This is a genomic window from Thalassospira tepidiphila MCCC 1A03514, from assembly GCF_001662875.1.
Classification (GTDB): domain Bacteria; phylum Pseudomonadota; class Alphaproteobacteria; order Rhodospirillales; family Thalassospiraceae; genus Thalassospira; species Thalassospira tepidiphila.
Map to the genome: position 1 here is coordinate 1 of NZ_JPVZ01000001.1, position 16,468 is coordinate 16,468.

Consider the following 16,468-nt stretch of genomic DNA (forward strand, 5'->3'; position numbering starts at 1 on the left):
GTTATAGGCCCCACTCCCAAAACTGTCAAACCCTTTTTTGAGAAAAAACGTCAGAAAAAGACATTTTTGTAAAAAGGGCCAAAACTGGCCGGAACCGGGGGAATTCACCCTTCATCCCGTGGTTGAGAAACCGTGGTTGAACATGGATCAGACCGGTCGACATGCCCGTCATTCCATATAGCCCATTTGCAACATCGGAAGCCGTCGTTTTCCTACACCGAGCACAGGCAGATAACGACACATATATATATGTCATATCGCGCGCTTGATCGGCGGCCCTGTGAACTGGATTTCATTTTGTTTTCGGCTGCCATGTTCTTGCCACTGTGGGCTGGCACATGATCGCCGCCCATCGTGACCAAGGCAGCAGGATTCCCTCAACGGTTCGTAAAGGAAATCGCGCCATTATGTCGGGACGGGTTCCACTTTTACCTGCGGCAATTCGCATTTCACATCGCCAAATCTTTTATGTATAAGGTTCTTGGCGATGTTGCCAACAAGAGCGACGGCCCGGGTGAACTGACAAATGGCTTTTAGGGGAGTTCTGCGGCAATGGCCGGAAGAGACTTGGTTTCTATTGCGAGCGTGATGGTAATTCTGGGGGGAACAACCGGATATCTGCTATCTGATCATTATTCGAACGCCTCGGATACTGCCCTGTCTGCCAGCGCTGCAGAGAGCCTCGTTATGGGGGGTGACGCCGACGTCACTGAAACCGCCAGTATCCCCGATCTTGAACCACGCCGCGAAACGGTTGTCCTTGAAAAGGGCTCCAACCTGATGGCAACACTGACCGCCACGGGCCTTGAGCGGACATCTGCCTATAACGCGATTGAAGCCCTGCGCGATGTTTTTAATCCACGCAAGCTGCGTGCCGGTCAGGAATTCGACCTTGTTTATGCTGCTGATGCGCAGGACGATATCGAACTTCTGGACCAGATGAGCTTCCAGCCGGACCCGGAAACCATTGTTTCGGTTTCGCGCACCAATGACGGCTATCAGGCATCCTCGGACAAAATCGAACTGACACCTTCGCGCAATGTTGCGTCGGGCACGATTGAGCAAAGCCTGTTTCTGGCAGCGGAACGCAACGGTGTTCCGATCCCGGTTCTGATGGAACTGATCGAACTTTATTCTTATGAAGTCGACTTCCAGCGTGACATTCAACCCGGCGACAGTTTTGAGATCATGTATCAGGAACTGAAAAACGATGCCGGTGAACGCGTACGCTATGGCGATGTGCTTTATGCCAGCATGACACTGAGCGGTCATGAGGTTCGGCTTTATTCCTATACCGACAGCAACGGCGAAACCGACTTCTATAACCAGAAGGGCGAATCTTATCGCCGTGCGCTGATGCGCACACCGATCAACGGCGCACGTCTGTCATCGGGTTATGGCAAACGCAAGCATCCCATCCTTGGCTATACCAAGATGCATAAGGGGATCGACTTCGCAGCCCCGACCGGCACACCGATCTTTGCCGCCGGTAACGGCACGATTGCCAAGATTGGCCGCAATGGCGGTTATGGCAATTACATCCAGATCCGCCACAATGATTCCTATGCCACCGCCTATGCCCACATGAACGGCTTTGCCAAGGGCCTGAAGCAGGGATCACGAGTCAAGCAGGGCGATATCATCGGCTATGTTGGCACAACCGGCCGCTCCACCGGTCCGCACCTGCATTACGAGATCCTGCAGAACAACGCACAGGTCAACCCGATCCGCGTGAAGATGCCGAGTGGCAAGACGCTTAAGGGTGAAGAGCTTGATCGCTTCCTTGCGGATTCTGATGTGTTGCGCAAACAGTATGCTGAACTGTCAATCGGCAACCGCAAGATCGCCAGCGCCGAATAAGACCCCGATTGGTCCAAAATCAAAAACCCGCCCTTGTGGCGGGTTTTTTGTTTCTGGGACATCAAGACAGATGTCTGCACTGTTGAAGCCTAGGCTCAGCGTTTTAGGTCGGGAGAATGTGGCGATAAAGAAAGCAGATAGAGGACAGCCATACAGCACGCTTTGGCTTTGGCCCAAGATCAGGCTGCGTCGCGTTCAAACTGCAGCTTGGCCAGACGCCCGTAAAGCGGAGAACTTTCGAGCAGTTCCTGATGAGTCCCGACTGCTACCAGCTTGCCATCATCAATCACAGCAATCCGGTCTGCATGCAGAACCGTTGCCAAACGATGCGCAATCACGAGCGTGGTGCGCTCTTTCATGATGGTTTCAAGTGCCTTTTGAACAACCTGTTCACTTTCGGCATCCAACGCGCTGGTGGCTTCATCTAGAAGCAGGATGGCCGGATTGCGCAGGATCGCGCGCGCAATCGCAATGCGTTGCCGCTGACCGCCCGACAGGCGAACCCCCTTCTCACCCAGGAAGGTATTAAAGCCATCTGGCAACCGGTCAAGGAACTCGCTGGCATGCGCGGCGTCAGCAGCCGCACGCACATCAGCATCGCTTGCCCCTGGACGGCCATAGCGGATGTTGTCCCATGCACTGGCCGCAAAGATCACCGGATCCTGTGCGACAAGACCAATGCGTTCGCGTACTGCGACCGGATCGGCCGTCTTGATATCAACCCCGTCAACCTTGATCACACCACTTGCCGGATCATAGAAGCGCAGCAACAGCTGGAACACGGTGGTCTTGCCTGCCCCCGAAGGGCCAACAAGTGCAACCGTTTCCCCCGGTTTGACCGAAAGGCTGAGCCCCTCAAGGGCCGAGCGGTCAGGGCGGGCAGGATAATGGAAGGTGACGTTTTCGAAACTGACATGGCCCTGATGGGGTACTGGCAACGCGACGGGGTTTTCCGGGGCCTTGATTTTGGGTTCCGTCGACAGCAACGCAACAAGGCGTTCCGCCGCGCCAGCCGCTCGTTGCAGATCCCCGATCACTTCACTGATGGCGCCAACGGAACCGGCAACCACCACGGCATAGAAGACAAAGGCCGAAAGTTCCCCCGCCGAGATCGTGCCATCAAGCACATCATGACCACCAATCCACAGGATGGTGCCGACCGCACCAAACACCATGACGATAACAATCGCGGTCAGAAGTGCGCGGGCAGAAATACGCGCGACCGCTGTTCTGAAGGCCCCTTCGACATGGCCACTGAAACGTTGGCTTTCGATTTCTTCGTGGGTATAGGCCTGCACCGTGCGCAGCGCATTGAGGGTTTCTTCGGAAAAGGCGCTGACGTCGGCAACCCGATCCTGGGACTCTCGCGACAAACGCCGCACGCGTCGGCCGTATCCGACAATCGGAATGACCACCAAAGGAACAACCAGCAAGACAAGGGCTGTGAGCTTGGGACTGGTGATGGCCAACATCGTCAGGCCACCAACAAACATCAGGGCATTGCGAAGCGCGATCGAGACGCTTGAGCCAATGACGGCCTGAAGCAATGTGGTGTCGGTCGTCAGACGCGAAAGAACTTCACCGGTTCTTGTGACTTCAAAGAAGGCTGAGTCCAGTCGGATGATATGGCGGTAGACGGCAGAGCGAATATCGGCAACCACACGTTCCCCGATCCAGGAAACCAGGAAGAAGCGCATATAGCTTGCGCCCGCCAGCAAGAGGGTTACTGCAAACAGAACGAACAATGCCCGGTCAAGAAGCGAGCCATCACCTTCGGCAAAGCCTTCGTCAACCAGCATGCGCAGGCCATTGCCAAGCGCAAGTACGGTGCCAGATGCTGTCACCAGTGCGATCAGCGCGCCGAACAGCTGCAAACGGTATTTTGTGACGAACGGGACAATGGCACGGAGCGACGAAAGGTTCCGGCTGGTTTCACGATCGGTGAGTTTTGCAGAAGAAGTCGGTGTACGCGCCAAGGCACTTTATTCCGTATGCAGTGGTAACCACGCGGCCGATATAAAGAGATCAGCCAAGATCAAGCTTGTTCCCGGTTTTGACAGCGAGATCAGCCGAAAGCTGATCATGGAGCGTGGTCGAACCGCGGGTCGAGGTCCAAGTTTCGTTGTCTTCATCAAAGTCATAGTGGCTTGCCCCACTGACCGGCGAAGAAAGCCAGACCTGGCGGTTCGGACCATGCTTGTTGATGATGAATTGTTCGCCCGAATCGAGTTCGATGGTCAGGATGCCGGACTGCAGATCAACATCAAGGTCATCGCCCAAGGCATCATCAATAACATCAGACAGCGTTTCGATGGTTTCGTCTGCAAGCTGATGGAAGCGGGTTTCCTCAAGGGCCACAGTCATATTCTCCGTCTATCATCGGGGTCCAATGCCCCGGCAAGGCGACAATCAATTGTTGGCGCACCATACTATATAAAGAGGCCTGTGCAAGTATGCATAAGCACGGGTGCGAGAAAAGCTTGAAACATGGGTCAACCACTGTTAAACGACCGCCTGATCGCTACTGCACTCCCCTCATTTGGCGTTAATCGGATAATTACCGGTTACAGGGGTTGCGCGAGCCGATTTTTTACACTATACACCGCGCTTCAAATTCCGGAGTGATAGGCGATGAAAAAAGATATCCATCCCGATTACCATGAGATCACCGTTCAGATGACTGACGGCAGCACCTTCACCACGCAGTCGACCTGGGGCAATCCGGGCGATGTGTTGAAGCTCGACATCGATCCGAAAAGCCACCCGGCTTGGACTGGTGTTCACCGTCTTCTGGACAGCGGCGGGCAGCTTGCTAAGTTCAAAAAGCGCTTCGCTGGTTTCAATATCGGCAACTAAGCAAGAACACGCTTCTGTGTTCTGTGGGATCAGCGCCCGTCGCATCTTCTTGATGCCGCGGGCGTTTTTCTTTGTCTAAACCCTGAATTTGCATAGCTGCCGACGGTAAAAAGCTGTGGTTGGAACAACTCTTGGCTGTTATTGAGCATATCTGATGGTGATTTCGGCATTTTTTTGCCATAATCCCATTCGTTAGGATAAGGCGGCACCGATTCTGCTGCCCTGTTCTGCTTGCACGCATGATCAGGCTCTTAGATGAATCAAGTGACAGCACGTAACCAGGTTAGCTATGAGGTCTATGTTAAAGACCGTTCAGGCCGGTGGCAGATCCACGGTCACTTTACTGGTGCGCAAAGAAAGCAGGCAGAAGAAGAAGCCAAACAGATCGAGCGCGCAAATCACGTGTCAGGCGTGAAAGTCATTCGCGAGATTTACGACCACGCAACCAACAGCTCTGACGAATACGTGATTTACGAAACGCGCGGTCAGGGCAGACTGGAAAACACCAACCCGCAGGCAAAACCAAGGCGGTCAGCCCCGCCCAAGGCCGATGCGCAGCGTCCTGCCCCCGCCCCAATGATGCCAAAGGCAGATACATCTGCCGACAAGCCCAACGATGCGGCACCTGCGAGCGAAAAGAAACCCGCAGCTGTTCGCCCAACTGCATCGGTTGCAGAAAGCCAGACCCTTATTGGTCTAGGCCTTAAGATGATAGTCGCCTTCTGTGTTGCGATTGCGGTTGGCCTTGCCACCATGTTGCTTGCGGCCAAGGGGCTTGAATTCCTGCCGGGGATGGGGCTCAAGATCAGTCAGGGTTTTTATGACAAAGCCAACTTCCTGTCCTTCACCGTTGGTTTTTTGGCCAGCGTCGTACCGATGCTGATGGCGCTGACCAAAAAGTTCAAGGGACGTGCACGCAGATCTTCGATGGCGTCTTTTCGTTCGACAGGATCGAAAACGGCCCGCACCGGTAATCGCACGGGCAACACACAGGGATCTGGTTCGGATGTGCGCCGCAAGTCAGCCGCAGAAATGGCGGCCGAAATGGCCCGTGAGGATGGTGACACGGACGTAGAGGTCGCAGAAGACGCGCAGGACGACACACCGGCAGAGGCCGCACCGGAGCCGATTGACGATACGCCGGAAAAACCATTGGTCGAAACACGCGAAATGCGGGCGACACGCGAACAGATGCGCGACTTCATCACCGGATCGATCGAAGCCATTCAGCGTAAAGTGACGTCGCTTGATGCCTATCACAAGTTTGGCGTGAACCTTTATGTCGCCGGGGCCTGTGACGCATGCAGTGAAAAACACGCACTGGATCAAAAAGACGGGCGCGTCATTTTACGGGATTGCATTTCGGCAATGGGCGCGAACAAAAGCATGGCCGAGACATTCTGCAAGAATGTCGACGACTATATTCTTGAGCCGAAATACAAGGATATGTATGGCGCGGGCCGCCAGTCGATGGACGCCTATATCAAAGATGAAAAGAGCATCACGTCATCGGTTGCCAAAGCAATCAATGACTGGAGCGACAAGCCCGCCGCGGGCCCACAAGGTGCCAGTGGCAAAAAGCTTCATGCCCTGATGTTTACCGACATCGTCAATTCCACAGCCAAGACCCAGGAACTGGGGGATCATGGCGCACAGCAGATGGTGCATATCCATAACCAGATCGTGCGCACGGCCCTGATCAACAACTATGGCAAGGAAGTCAAACATATGGGCGACGGCATCATGGCCGTGTTCCCGTCCTCGGCGAGTTCGGTAGAAGCCGCCATTGAAATCCAAAAAAACATGGCATCCCACAATGCCAGCCAGGATCTGAAATTCCAGATCCGTATCGGCATCAATGCCGGTGAAGCCATTGCCGAGGAAAACGACCTGTTTGGCAGTGTGGTGCAGCTGGCCGCGCGTGTCTGTGCGCAAGCAGGCGGTGACGAAACACTGGTTTCGGAAAACGTCAAGAATACCTATAGCGGCAGTCGCGCAAGCTTCGTCTCGCAAGGCACACGTCAGATGAAGGGCTTTGCCGACCCGATTGAGGTCTTTCAGGTTCAAGCCCGCAGCTGAGCTTTGCGGCTCCCCCCCCCTATATCCCTTGATCACCAGAATGCGCTATGCGCCGTTATCAACCAAACGCGCCGCAACCAGTCCTGGGCAAAAGCAATGTTCGGGTAAGGCTGAGGTCTATTAGCCGTTGCAGCGTGCGGCGACCTGCAATTCCATACGGGCGGTACGCATGTAAAGTGAATGCGCGCGCCCCATCAGGTCGAGAAGACCGGGCGAGAGAAAGCCATATTCCTCGTGCGGATTGACCGTACAGACCCGAAGATCGACCATCAGATCATCGATATCGACAGCCTCATCCCAGGGGATTTCCCCCGCTTCAACAGCACGCACGGCAAGAAGCCACGCCATTGCCCGTATCAATCGCGTGGTCATGCGCATCTCTTCGACGCATTGTGCAACGGCTTCGCGACTGCCCTGTTTCTTGCTTTGGCCTCGATGGGCGGAAAGGTAATTCCGTGCCTCTATCAGCAGTGTAAAGGCTTCATCGTAGGTACGCGAAAAATGAACAACCGAGAAATTGCTTTGATACGACGCCGCCTTTGACGTCGGGGGATGCTCGTGAGTCATCCTGAATATATTGGGAAGGTTTTGAGCGGCTTCAAGACGGGAATTGCGCAAATAGAAAGACCGCCCACTTTCGGGGCGGTCTCACCTCAACCTGCTAAACTTGCCGGACTTTTTTTGGTTTTGTTTTTGTTGTGTGCGAACTTTAGCCAGCGCTTAAGAGGCGGTCAAGGCTATTCATGGCACAAATGTGACAATACGTATTAACCCGTACCTTTTTGCAGATTAATACGGGCACGCAGATGCGCACTGCCTTAATTGGCAGGCCACTAAGTCGCTAAAAATCAATCACAAAGAAAAAGAACCGCCCAAAAAAGGGCGGCTCAGTTTAACAGGGAGGCATCGAAACATCACGTTCGACAAGAGAGCCATCAGATGACCCTCTATTCCACATATAAGACGGCAAGTTTAATTTTCAATTAACCGCAGGTTTAAAAAAACCATCCTCACGTCTAGTAATCGAACATGCCGCTCCGAAGCATCCAGATGGGGTTTCAGCTCTTGAACAATGCTTCTGCACCCTCGGTCACACCTTTGCGGTGTTCGAGCGTCTCATCCACATGTTTAATTTCACGCTCCAGCGCGGCGCGATAGTCTTTCAGACTGGTGACCGACATTCCTTCAAGATTGCGCGGCAAGCCAAATTCACCCGATTTGAGAACAGCAAACTCTTCTTCGTCCACAATCATCCTCCATTATTCCCTGTCAGGTCAGGGGCATTGAATTTCCTTCATGTCCTAGATAGGTATAAAACGCTATTTTCGCCAACGAGGTCCCGATGTCCAATCCAGAATTTCCCAAAAAGATGAAAGCCGTCGAGATCACGAAAGACACCGACACCCCTGCCCTTGTGCTGGGTAATGTCGCGGTGCCGGACTTTGGCCCGGATGATGTGTTGGTGCGGGTTGCGGCAAGTGGGGTGAATAGACCGGACCTGATGCAAGTTGCAGGCATGTACCCGCCCCCGCCCGGTGCATCGGAAATCCCGGGGCTTGAACTGTCGGGCGAAATTGTTGCCGTTGGATCAAACGTCACTGACTGGAAATGCGGGGACAAGGTTTGCGCACTGGTTACCGGCGGAGGCTACGCCCAATATGCCGCAGTACCAGCGGCGCAATGCCTGCCGGTGCCGAAAGGCATGTCCATGACAGCCGCCGCCGGGGTACCCGAAACCTTTTTCACGGTCTGGCACAACGTATTTGACAAGGCACAGCTGAAGGCGGGCGAGACATTTCTGGTGCATGGTGGCACATCGGGGATCGGCACCACCGCCATCCAGCTTGCCAAGGCATTTGGCGCCAGGGTGATTGCCACCGCAGGCACAGACGAAAAATGTCAGGCCTGCCGTGACCTGGGGGCAGATGTTGCGATCAACTACAAGACCCAGGACTTTGTCGAAGAGGTCAAAGCCGCAACCGATGGCAAAGGCGCAGATGTTATTCTGGATATGGTCGCAGGCGACTATGTCAGCCGGAATTTCAAGGCAGCTGCCTTTGAAGCGCGCATTCTGATCATTGCCTTTTTGCGCGGCCCCAAGGCGGAAACCAACTTTACCCCGCTGTTGCTCAAACGTCTGACGCTTATGGGATCAACGTTGCGTGCGCAGCCGGTTGCCAACAAAGGTGCAATTGCCACTTCGTTGCGCGAAAAAGTCTGGCCGCTTCTGGAATCTGGTCAAGTTGCCCCCGTAATTTACAAGACCTTCCCGCTTGAACAGGCATCGGAGGCACATGCCACATTGAAGGGTGGCGCACACATCGGAAAAGTGATACTGGAAGTCGACTGATCGCGTATGGACGAAGGTCTGATAAGTTTTATCTGACCGATCCAAGGCAACATTGCTATGCTTGCGGTCCTGAAAGAAATATTCTTTTCAGAATGCCGCAACAGATTGTTGCATTTACCCGCACATTGATCGAAAAGAACGCAATGGCGGATCCGATGATGCGCAGCAACCCCGGCGGTTGACCTTGCTGCATTGCCGGACCACCTAAAGAGATTATATTCTGGGGCAGACATTCCCGCGCTTTTTGGGCCTTATACCCATCGCCGGTCTCCAGAGAGAAAGAAGGAAACAGGAGGAAATATGGCACAGCCCCTCATGCCCAAAGCAACCGCTGTATGGCTTATCGACAATACCGGCTTGTCGTTCCGGCAGATTGCTGCCTTTACCGAACTCCATGAGCTTGAAATTCAGGCCATCGCAGACGGCGACGTCGGCCAGGGTATCGTTGGCCTTGATCCGGTTGCCAATGGTCAGCTGACCAAAGAAGAAATCGCGCGTTGCGAAAAAGACCCGCGCGAATTCCTGAAAATGGCGAAATCCGACCTGCCGCGCCCGCGCGCGCAGTCGAAGGGTGCACGCTATACCCCGGTTTCCAAACGTCAGGACCGCCCGAATGCGATTGCATGGCTTCTCAAACACCATCCGGAACTTTCCGATGCGCAGGTTTGCAAGCTGATCGGTACCACCAAGGACACCATTGGCAAGATCCGTGATCGTTCGCACTGGAACTCGGCCAACCTGACGCCGCGCAACCCGGTCACCATGGGCCTTTGCACTGAGCTTGACCTTGAAAAACAGGTCGTGATCGCGCGATCGAAGAACCCGGAAAAGATCGCCAAGGATGTCGAGCCGGATCCGCTGCCCGAAGAACTGCAGATCAATCCGGAACCGGATTATCCGGGCAAGAAAAAGGACGAGAAGAAAGACGAGCCGAAAACTTCCGATTACATGGAAGCGGCCGAAAACCTCTTCAAATCCTGATCGGATTTCAAAGGCCGCCCACCGGGCGGCCTTTTTCGTTGGGGTTTACGTCCTGCTTGCGTAAGGTTTGTTTCACAGTAATGCAGCGAAACGGTAACGCAACCGACATGGTGGCGACATACCATTCGGCTGCTTTTCAAATGAACAACACCGAAGACACGTTTCCATGCAAAAACGCCCGACCGAACGCCAGGCAGGCATTGTCGAACTTGTTCGTGCAGATGGCTTTCGCACCATCGAACAACTTGCAGAACGCTTTGACGTCACCCCGCAAACCATCCGGCGCGACGTGAATGCGCTGTGCGATGAGGGCCTGCTACGCCGTCGTCACGGCGGTGTTGAACCCGCCCTTGAGCATGAAAACATCGCCTATCGGGCGCGCAAGGTTCTGAACGTCAATGACAAGCGCAAGATCGCGGCCCTGGTAGCGCGCGAAATTCCCAACGGGGCGTCGCTGTTCTTTTCTATTGGCACCACCCCGGAACTTGTCGCCAATGCCTTGTTGCAACATCGTGAACTTCGGATTTTCACCAACAACCTGAATGTCGCCTATGTCGCGGCCACCAATGACAGCTTTGAAGTGACCCTGATTGGCGGGCGTCTGCGCAACCGTGACCGGGATGTACTTGGTCCCGAGGTCGAGGCGTTCTTTAACAGCTACAAGGTTGATTACGGCATCTTTGGCGTCGGCGGGATTGATCCGGATGGCAGCCTGCTTGATTTCGATGAACAGGAAGTCCGCGCCCGATCCGCCATCCTGAAAAATGCCCGGAAATCCTATCTGGTTGCCGATCACACAAAGTTTGGCCGCAACGCCGTTGTGCGCGGCGGCTCCATCCGCAATGTCAGCGCGTTCTTCACCGATTGCCCGCCGCCAGATCATATCGCCGAAATGATCACGACGGCTGGTGTGGCGCTTCACGCGCCGGAGCCGGATGCGGATTTTCCAACCTTCTTCATTTCGGACGAAGACTGACCGGTTTACCGATCAGTTTTGCGCCTGTCAGCGGCTGCTTTCAGGCTATTGCAGACGGCCTGCAGTCCCGGGGTCAGAGTTTTGTCGCGACGCATGATGAGCGCAAGTTCACGCACGAGTGGCGGTGACAACGGGCGGGTCTTGATGGGAAACTGGGTTCGATCTGGTCTTGCACCCATTTCGGGCAGAATCGTCGCACCGATGCCTGCCCCGACAAGTTCCCTGATCGCCTCCACACTGCCGAGTTCCATCACCGAACGACCATTAACCCCGGATTTGCGCAACCAATCATCGACCAATGTGCGGGTCAATCCGCCGCGTTCATAAAGCACCAATGGCATCGCTTCCAGATCGACAGGGCGAATAACATCCCCGACATCGGCATCTGCGTGAAAGATTGCGACGAACGGATCGGTCATGATCGGCGTCACCGAAAGGCTGCGCCCACTGCATGGCATGGTCACAAGGCCGATATCGAGCTTGTTGTCCTCAATCGCACGAACGATGTCGCCAGCATTGCCAGTACGAACCATGATTTCGAGTTTTGGGAAGCTGCGTTGAAGCTTTTCCAGAATGGCGGGCAGGAAATAGATACAGGCTGTTGCCCCGGTTCCGATCCGCACGCGACCGGCTGCACCACTTGAAAATCCGGCCACGGCGTCCTCGGCCGCGCGCACAGATGCATCAATGTCGCTGATATGGGCCAAAAGGGCCAATCCCGCCGGTGTGGCCTCGGCACGTTTGCCAACGCGTTCAATCAATTTGACACCCATGCGGGTTTCAAGCTGACGCACCTGTTGGCTGATGGCGGGCTGACTGAGATTTAGCTTATCGGCTGCGGCCGAAAAACTTCCCAGTGCGACAACATCGGCAAAGGCATGAAGCTGATCAAGGTTAAGTGCACGCATACCAAACTTTTCCTTATGCTGTGCATAATTTATCAAAGCTAAACTTATGCTGTATTTGGGCGTAATGTCAGCTCAAACATCATCATGCCGGATAAAAAAACATGCCTTCGAACACCCCAGCCCAAGACGTTGCCACAACCCTGTCACCAAACATCACCATCCGCGATGCCGGACTTGAAGACATCCCGGCCATCACGGCGATTTATCGCCACCATGTTCTGCATGGCACGGCATCGTTTGAAGAAACGGCACCTGGCGAGGCCGAGATTGCCAATCGGTTCGCCGCCATTCGCGATAAAGGCCTGCCCTATCTCGTTGCGGTCCGCCTCGATGCGATTGTTGGTTATTGTTACGCTGGCACCTATCGCCCTCGCACGGCCTATCGCCATACGGTCGAAAATTCGATCTATGTGGCCCATGATTGCGTCGGCCAGGGGGTTGGCAGCCTTCTGATGGCGGCCCTGATTAAACGGTGCGAAGACGGCCCGTGGCGCCAAATGGTTGCCGTGATCGGGGATAGTGCGAACAAGGCATCGATCAGCCTGCATCAACGCCATGGCTTTGAAATGGTCGGTACGTTTAAAAAGGTCGGCTACAAGTTTGACCGCTGGCTTGACTCGGTCCTGATGCAACGGCCACTTGGCGACGACAGCCCGATCATTCCCAAAACTTGATCCTAAAAAAAGCACCCGCTTTTGAAAGCAAAAGCGGGTGCAAGGATGCTCCGTTAAGTTGGGAGCGGGAGTTTGCATCTGTGATGGACGGGTCTATCTATTTTGCATAACCGATTTCTTTGAGGACCTCGGCGATTTCGGGAAGGATTGCCGGATCATCGATCGTTGCCGGGGTGTTATAGCTTTCACCATCGGCGATGGAACGCATGGTCTTGCGCAGGATCTTGCCCGATCGGGTCTTGGGCAGGCGTTCGACCACAGTTGCCTTCTTGAATGCCGCCACCGGGCCAATCTGATCGCGGACCATGGCAACGACTTCGGCCAAGATCGCGTCATGCGGGCGGGTGACCCCGGACTTCAACACGATGAATCCCAACGGCAATTGCCCCTTAAGATCATCATGCACACCAATGACCGCGCATTCGGCAACATCTGGATGGCTTGAAAGCACTTCTTCCATGCCCCCGGTCGACAGGCGGTGCCCGGCAACGTTGATGATGTCGTCAGTGCGCGACATGACGTAGATGTAGCCATCTTCGTCAATAAAACCGGCATCCCCCGTGGCATAAAAGCCCGGGAATTCTTCAAGATAGGATGACTTGAACCGGTCATCATTCTGCCACAGGGTCGGAAGCGTCCCCGGTGGCAGCGGTAATTTGGCGGCAAGCGCACCAATCTGACCGCGTTCAAGCGGCTTTCCGGCCTCGTCGAGAACCTGCACATCCCAACCACAAGCCGCCACCGTTGGCGAGCCATACTTGATCGGAAGCAATTCAATCCCGCGCGGATTTGCACAGATCGACCAGCCGGTTTCAGTCTGCCACCAGTGGTCAATCACCGGAACGCCAAGGCTGTTTTCTGCCCATTGCAGGGTATCGGGATCCGAACGTTCACCCGCCAGATAGAGCGCCTTAAGGCTGCCAAGGTCGTAATTTGCCATATGAGCGGCCTTGGGGTCATCTCGTTTGATCGCACGAAACGCCGTTGGTGCCGTAAACAGCACCTTGACCTTGTGCTGGGAAATTACCCGCCAGAACGCCCCGGCATCCGGCGTTCCGACCGGTTTGCCTTCATACATCACCGTCGTACAACCGGCCAGAAGCGGCGCGTAAACGATATAGGAATGGCCAACCACCCAGCCAACGTCAGACGCCGCCCAGTAAACGTCACCGGCATCGACATCATAGATGTTCTTCATCGACCAGTTGAGTGCGACCATATGCCCGCCATTGTCACGGACAACCCCCTTGGGCTGACCGGTCGTGCCGGACGTGTAAAGGATATAAAGCGGATCGGTGGCATCAACCGGGACACAGTCAGACGGAGCGGCCTTGGCACATTCCACTTCCCAGTCGTAATCACGACCATCCATCAGCAACGCATCGCTTTGTGGCCGCTGGAACAGAATGACGCTTTCGGGTTTGTGATCCGCCATGGCGATGGCTTTATCCAGCAGCGGTTTATATTCAATCACGCGCGATCCTTCGATGCCGCAGCTTGCGGTCAGGATCAGTTTTGGTTTGGCGTCATTGATACGGGTCGCCAGTTCGTTGGATGCAAAACCGCCAAACACAACAGAATGGATCGCGCCGATCCGCGCACAGGCCAGCATCGCCATCGCGGCCTGCGGGATCATCGGCATATAGATGATCACCCGATCACCCTTGGTCACCCCGCGCGCATGCAGCGCCCCGGCAAGGCGGGCGACATCGTCGCGCAGATGGGAGTAGGTAAATGTCTGGACCGTGTTGGTGACGGGGCTGTCATAAATCAGGGCTGCCTGATCACCCCGGCCGTTTTCAATGTGACGATCCAGTGCGTTATAGCAGGTATTGACCTTGCCACCGACAAACCAGCGGTAAAACGGCGCGTTACTGTCATCAAGAACGCGATCCCATTTCTTGTACCAGGAAATGTTTTCAGCAGCTTCTGCCCAAAAGCCTTCCTTGTCGGCGATCGAACGTTCGTAGATTTCCTGATAGCGACCGGTCATTGGTGAAATACCCTCCCGCGGCGTTTGGTCTGGCGTCCATTTTGGACGCATGCGGAGCTATATGCTCGTAAATCGGCATCATAATACCGATTTAATTTACACATACCCCTTAGACATTGGTAGCGCCCTGTAATCCTTGGTTTCTGCGGATTACAATTACTCAAAACAGATACATGGTTGATCCCCTCCGTCAGGGGTTTCGTATCTGTTTGCAGCGATATGATGAATGTGGGAAGTTGCCCGTGATTTTGAAGTGCAGACATAAAGTTGCCGCCTCAAGCGTGGGCGTTAAGATGAGGCGGCAAAAGCAAGAGTTAGGAAATCTTTGAGGTCGTCAAACCGTTCGCATGGGGGATCGCGTGTTCTTGATCACGCGTTTGGCCATGCCACAACGGCTAATGGGTTATTCGGTTTATCTCGTCCTTGATTTCAAGCTTGCGGCGTTTAATGTCTGCAACAACGGAATCGTTGGGCGCCGGGCGGCGCGTCTCGAGGTGGAGTTCCTGCTCTAGTGCAGCATGTTTGGCAGTTAGAGCTTCGATATGGCTTTGAACGCTCATTCGCCTACTCCTTATATCTGACATTGCCCACAACAAGATGGTATTAATTTCGTAACATGATTTCCAGTGTTTCGATCAGAAACGTGAACAAGAACACAGCCCGGCAAGGATTGGCATGACGCAAAAAGATCGACTTATCATTGGCATAACTGGCGCATCGGGTGTGATTTACGGCATACGTTTTTTACAGTTGCTGAAAAATACGCCAATCGAGACTCATCTGGTTCTTTCCAAAGCAGCCGAGCGCACCATCGCCTATGAGACCGATTTTAAAATCCGCGAAATCAAGGAGATGGCTGACGTTGTCCATGACAATGCCGACATCGGTGCCTCGATTGCGTCGGGTTCCTTTCGCGCCCGCGGTATGATCATTGCCCCCTGCTCGATGAAGTCTCTGGCCGAGGTCGCAAGCGGAGTCGCAGATAATCTGATCGCGCGTGCCGCCGATGTTATCCTTAAGGAGCGTAAGCGTCTTGTCCTGATGGCCCGTGAAACACCGCTTCATGCCGGCCATATCCGCAACATGGCGCTGGCCACGGAAAACGGCGCAATCATTGCCCCGCCGGTCCCGGCATTCTATGCCCGGCCGCAATCACTTGATGAAATGGTGACGCAAAGTTGCGGACGCATTCTTGATCTGTTTGAGATTGACCTGCCGGAAACCGCCCGCTGGGGCGATACCGAGGCCGCCAATCCAATCCCGGTCACCGGCAAACCCAAAACACGCGAATAGAATAACCCGCCGCTAGGCGATCCCCATCATCCGGGTCAGGTCGCCAAGCGCCTTGTCACAGGCCTGCTGATCCAACGCAAACCGGTTGGGTGACAAATATGCATGGGCGGCGGCCATCGGATCATCACTGGGCACGGTTTCAACCGCGTCGCACAGGATATGCTGTTCAATCCGTTCAGCCTGCAATTCGTCTGACTTGACCTTCTGGCGCAATTCCTGTGCGCTGGCGCGCGGATCATCGCGCAGGTGTCGCCGTGTCTGGCGCAGTGGCTTGATCACGTTTTCGCGCCAGTCACGCACAGATGCCTCAAGTGCTGAAATGCTCAGCGGTGCCAATCCCTTCTGGCCCAGAAAGAACATGAAAAGCAGCATGTTCACATCAAGGTCACAGCGTTCCTGAAGATCAAGGCACAGCTTGGCGACGCCATCGCGACCATACATCGCGACCGTAAAGGCCCAGACTTCTTCCTGATCCATTCCCAACCTGCTGTGTTTTTA

The 16,468-nt window shown here is 54.6% G+C and carries 16 protein-coding genes and 1 pseudogene; 8 read left to right on the plus strand and 9 right to left on the minus strand.

The window, feature by feature from the left end:
* Window positions 1-687: 687 nt before the first annotated feature.
* Window positions 688-1,860, plus strand: a complete 1,173-nt coding sequence (locus TH4_RS00005) for a M23 family metallopeptidase (protein WP_064779450.1) — start codon at window positions 688-690, stop codon at window positions 1,858-1,860.
* A 179-nt stretch (window positions 1,861-2,039) separates the two neighbouring features.
* On the opposite strand, the gene TH4_RS00010 is transcribed toward TH4_RS00005, so the two are convergent.
* Together TH4_RS00010 and cyaY are read right to left on the minus strand one after the other, a co-directional pair.
* Window positions 2,040-3,836, minus strand: coding sequence for an ABC transporter transmembrane domain-containing protein (locus tag TH4_RS00010; RefSeq protein WP_064779451.1), 1,797 nt, complete (start codon window positions 3,834-3,836; stop codon window positions 2,040-2,042).
* A 49-nt stretch (window positions 3,837-3,885) separates the two neighbouring features.
* Window positions 3,886-4,224 carry an iron donor protein CyaY gene (gene cyaY / locus TH4_RS00015; protein ID WP_063088989.1) on the minus strand — a complete coding sequence of 113 codons (339 nt, stop codon included), beginning with the start codon at window positions 4,222-4,224 and terminating at the stop codon, window positions 3,886-3,888.
* Between the two features lie 267 nt (window positions 4,225-4,491).
* Here cyaY and rpmE point away from each other — a divergent pair, with 267 nt between their 5' ends.
* Together rpmE and TH4_RS00025 are read left to right on the plus strand one after the other, a co-directional pair.
* Window positions 4,492-4,716 carry a 50S ribosomal protein L31 gene (gene rpmE, locus TH4_RS00020; protein WP_008891651.1) on the plus strand — a complete coding sequence of 75 codons (225 nt, stop codon included), beginning with the start codon at window positions 4,492-4,494 and terminating at the stop codon, window positions 4,714-4,716.
* A gap of 255 nt (window positions 4,717-4,971) precedes the next feature.
* A complete protein-coding gene (locus TH4_RS00025) occupies window positions 4,972-6,795 on the plus strand; it encodes an adenylate/guanylate cyclase domain-containing protein (protein WP_064779452.1) in 1,824 nt (607 codons plus the stop codon).
* 120 nt (window positions 6,796-6,915) lie between these two features.
* Here the strand turns inward: TH4_RS00025 and TH4_RS00030 are convergent, their stop codons facing one another.
* Together TH4_RS00030 and TH4_RS00035 are read right to left on the minus strand one after the other, a co-directional pair.
* Window positions 6,916-7,362, minus strand: a complete 447-nt coding sequence (locus TH4_RS00030; protein ID WP_008891653.1) for a DUF1465 family protein — start codon at window positions 7,360-7,362, stop codon at window positions 6,916-6,918.
* Window positions 7,363-7,853: 491 nt separating this feature from the next.
* Window positions 7,854-8,048 carry a DUF1192 domain-containing protein gene (locus TH4_RS00035; RefSeq protein WP_064779454.1) on the minus strand — a complete coding sequence of 65 codons (195 nt, stop codon included), beginning with the start codon at window positions 8,046-8,048 and terminating at the stop codon, window positions 7,854-7,856.
* Window positions 8,049-8,137: 89 nt separating this feature from the next.
* Between TH4_RS00035 and TH4_RS00040 the strand changes: the two genes are divergently transcribed.
* The 3 genes from TH4_RS00040 (at window position 8,138) to TH4_RS00050 (ending at window position 11,102) form a co-directional block, all read left to right on the plus strand.
* The gene (locus TH4_RS00040) at window positions 8,138-9,145 is read left to right on the plus strand and encodes an NAD(P)H-quinone oxidoreductase (RefSeq protein ID WP_064779456.1); all 1,008 of its coding nucleotides are present in this window, start codon (window positions 8,138-8,140) and stop codon (window positions 9,143-9,145) included.
* 300 nt (window positions 9,146-9,445) lie between these two features.
* A complete protein-coding gene (locus tag TH4_RS00045) occupies window positions 9,446-10,126 on the plus strand; it encodes a DUF1013 domain-containing protein (RefSeq protein ID WP_008891656.1) in 681 nt (226 codons plus the stop codon).
* Window positions 10,127-10,292: 166 nt separating this feature from the next.
* Complete coding sequence (locus tag TH4_RS00050) at window positions 10,293-11,102, plus strand: DeoR/GlpR family DNA-binding transcription regulator (RefSeq protein WP_064779458.1); 810 nt, start codon at window positions 10,293-10,295, stop codon at window positions 11,100-11,102.
* 5 nt (window positions 11,103-11,107) lie between these two features.
* Here the strand turns inward: TH4_RS00050 and TH4_RS00055 are convergent, their stop codons facing one another.
* Window positions 11,108-11,779, minus strand: a complete 672-nt coding sequence (locus TH4_RS00055; RefSeq protein WP_425337450.1) for a LysR family transcriptional regulator substrate-binding protein — start codon at window positions 11,777-11,779, stop codon at window positions 11,108-11,110.
* A 51-nt stretch (window positions 11,780-11,830) separates the two neighbouring features.
* Window positions 11,831-12,010: pseudogene (locus TH4_RS21010) on the minus strand (helix-turn-helix domain-containing protein); the annotation flags it as partial.
* A gap of 101 nt (window positions 12,011-12,111) precedes the next feature.
* Between TH4_RS21010 and TH4_RS00060 the strand changes: the two are divergent.
* Window positions 12,112-12,684: a GNAT family N-acetyltransferase gene (locus TH4_RS00060; protein ID WP_064779462.1), complete on the plus strand. Its 573-nt coding sequence runs from the start codon at window positions 12,112-12,114 to the stop codon at window positions 12,682-12,684.
* A gap of 97 nt (window positions 12,685-12,781) precedes the next feature.
* On the opposite strand, the gene TH4_RS00065 is transcribed toward TH4_RS00060, so the two are convergent.
* Window positions 12,782-14,677 carry a propionyl-CoA synthetase gene (locus tag TH4_RS00065; protein ID WP_063088983.1) on the minus strand — a complete coding sequence of 632 codons (1,896 nt, stop codon included), beginning with the start codon at window positions 14,675-14,677 and terminating at the stop codon, window positions 12,782-12,784.
* A 395-nt stretch (window positions 14,678-15,072) separates the two neighbouring features.
* Window positions 15,073-15,237: a YdcH family protein gene (locus TH4_RS20420; protein ID WP_008891661.1), complete on the minus strand. Its 165-nt coding sequence runs from the start codon at window positions 15,235-15,237 to the stop codon at window positions 15,073-15,075.
* A gap of 115 nt (window positions 15,238-15,352) precedes the next feature.
* Here TH4_RS20420 and TH4_RS00070 point away from each other — a divergent pair, with 115 nt between their 5' ends.
* Window positions 15,353-15,970, plus strand: coding sequence for a UbiX family flavin prenyltransferase (locus TH4_RS00070; protein WP_064779464.1), 618 nt, complete (start codon window positions 15,353-15,355; stop codon window positions 15,968-15,970).
* A 12-nt stretch (window positions 15,971-15,982) separates the two neighbouring features.
* Here the strand turns inward: TH4_RS00070 and TH4_RS00075 are convergent, their stop codons facing one another.
* Window positions 15,983-16,447 (minus strand): TIGR02444 family protein, encoded by a 465-nt coding sequence (locus TH4_RS00075; RefSeq protein ID WP_064779466.1) that lies wholly within the window; start codon window positions 16,445-16,447, stop codon window positions 15,983-15,985.
* Window positions 16,448-16,468 lie beyond the last annotated feature (21 nt).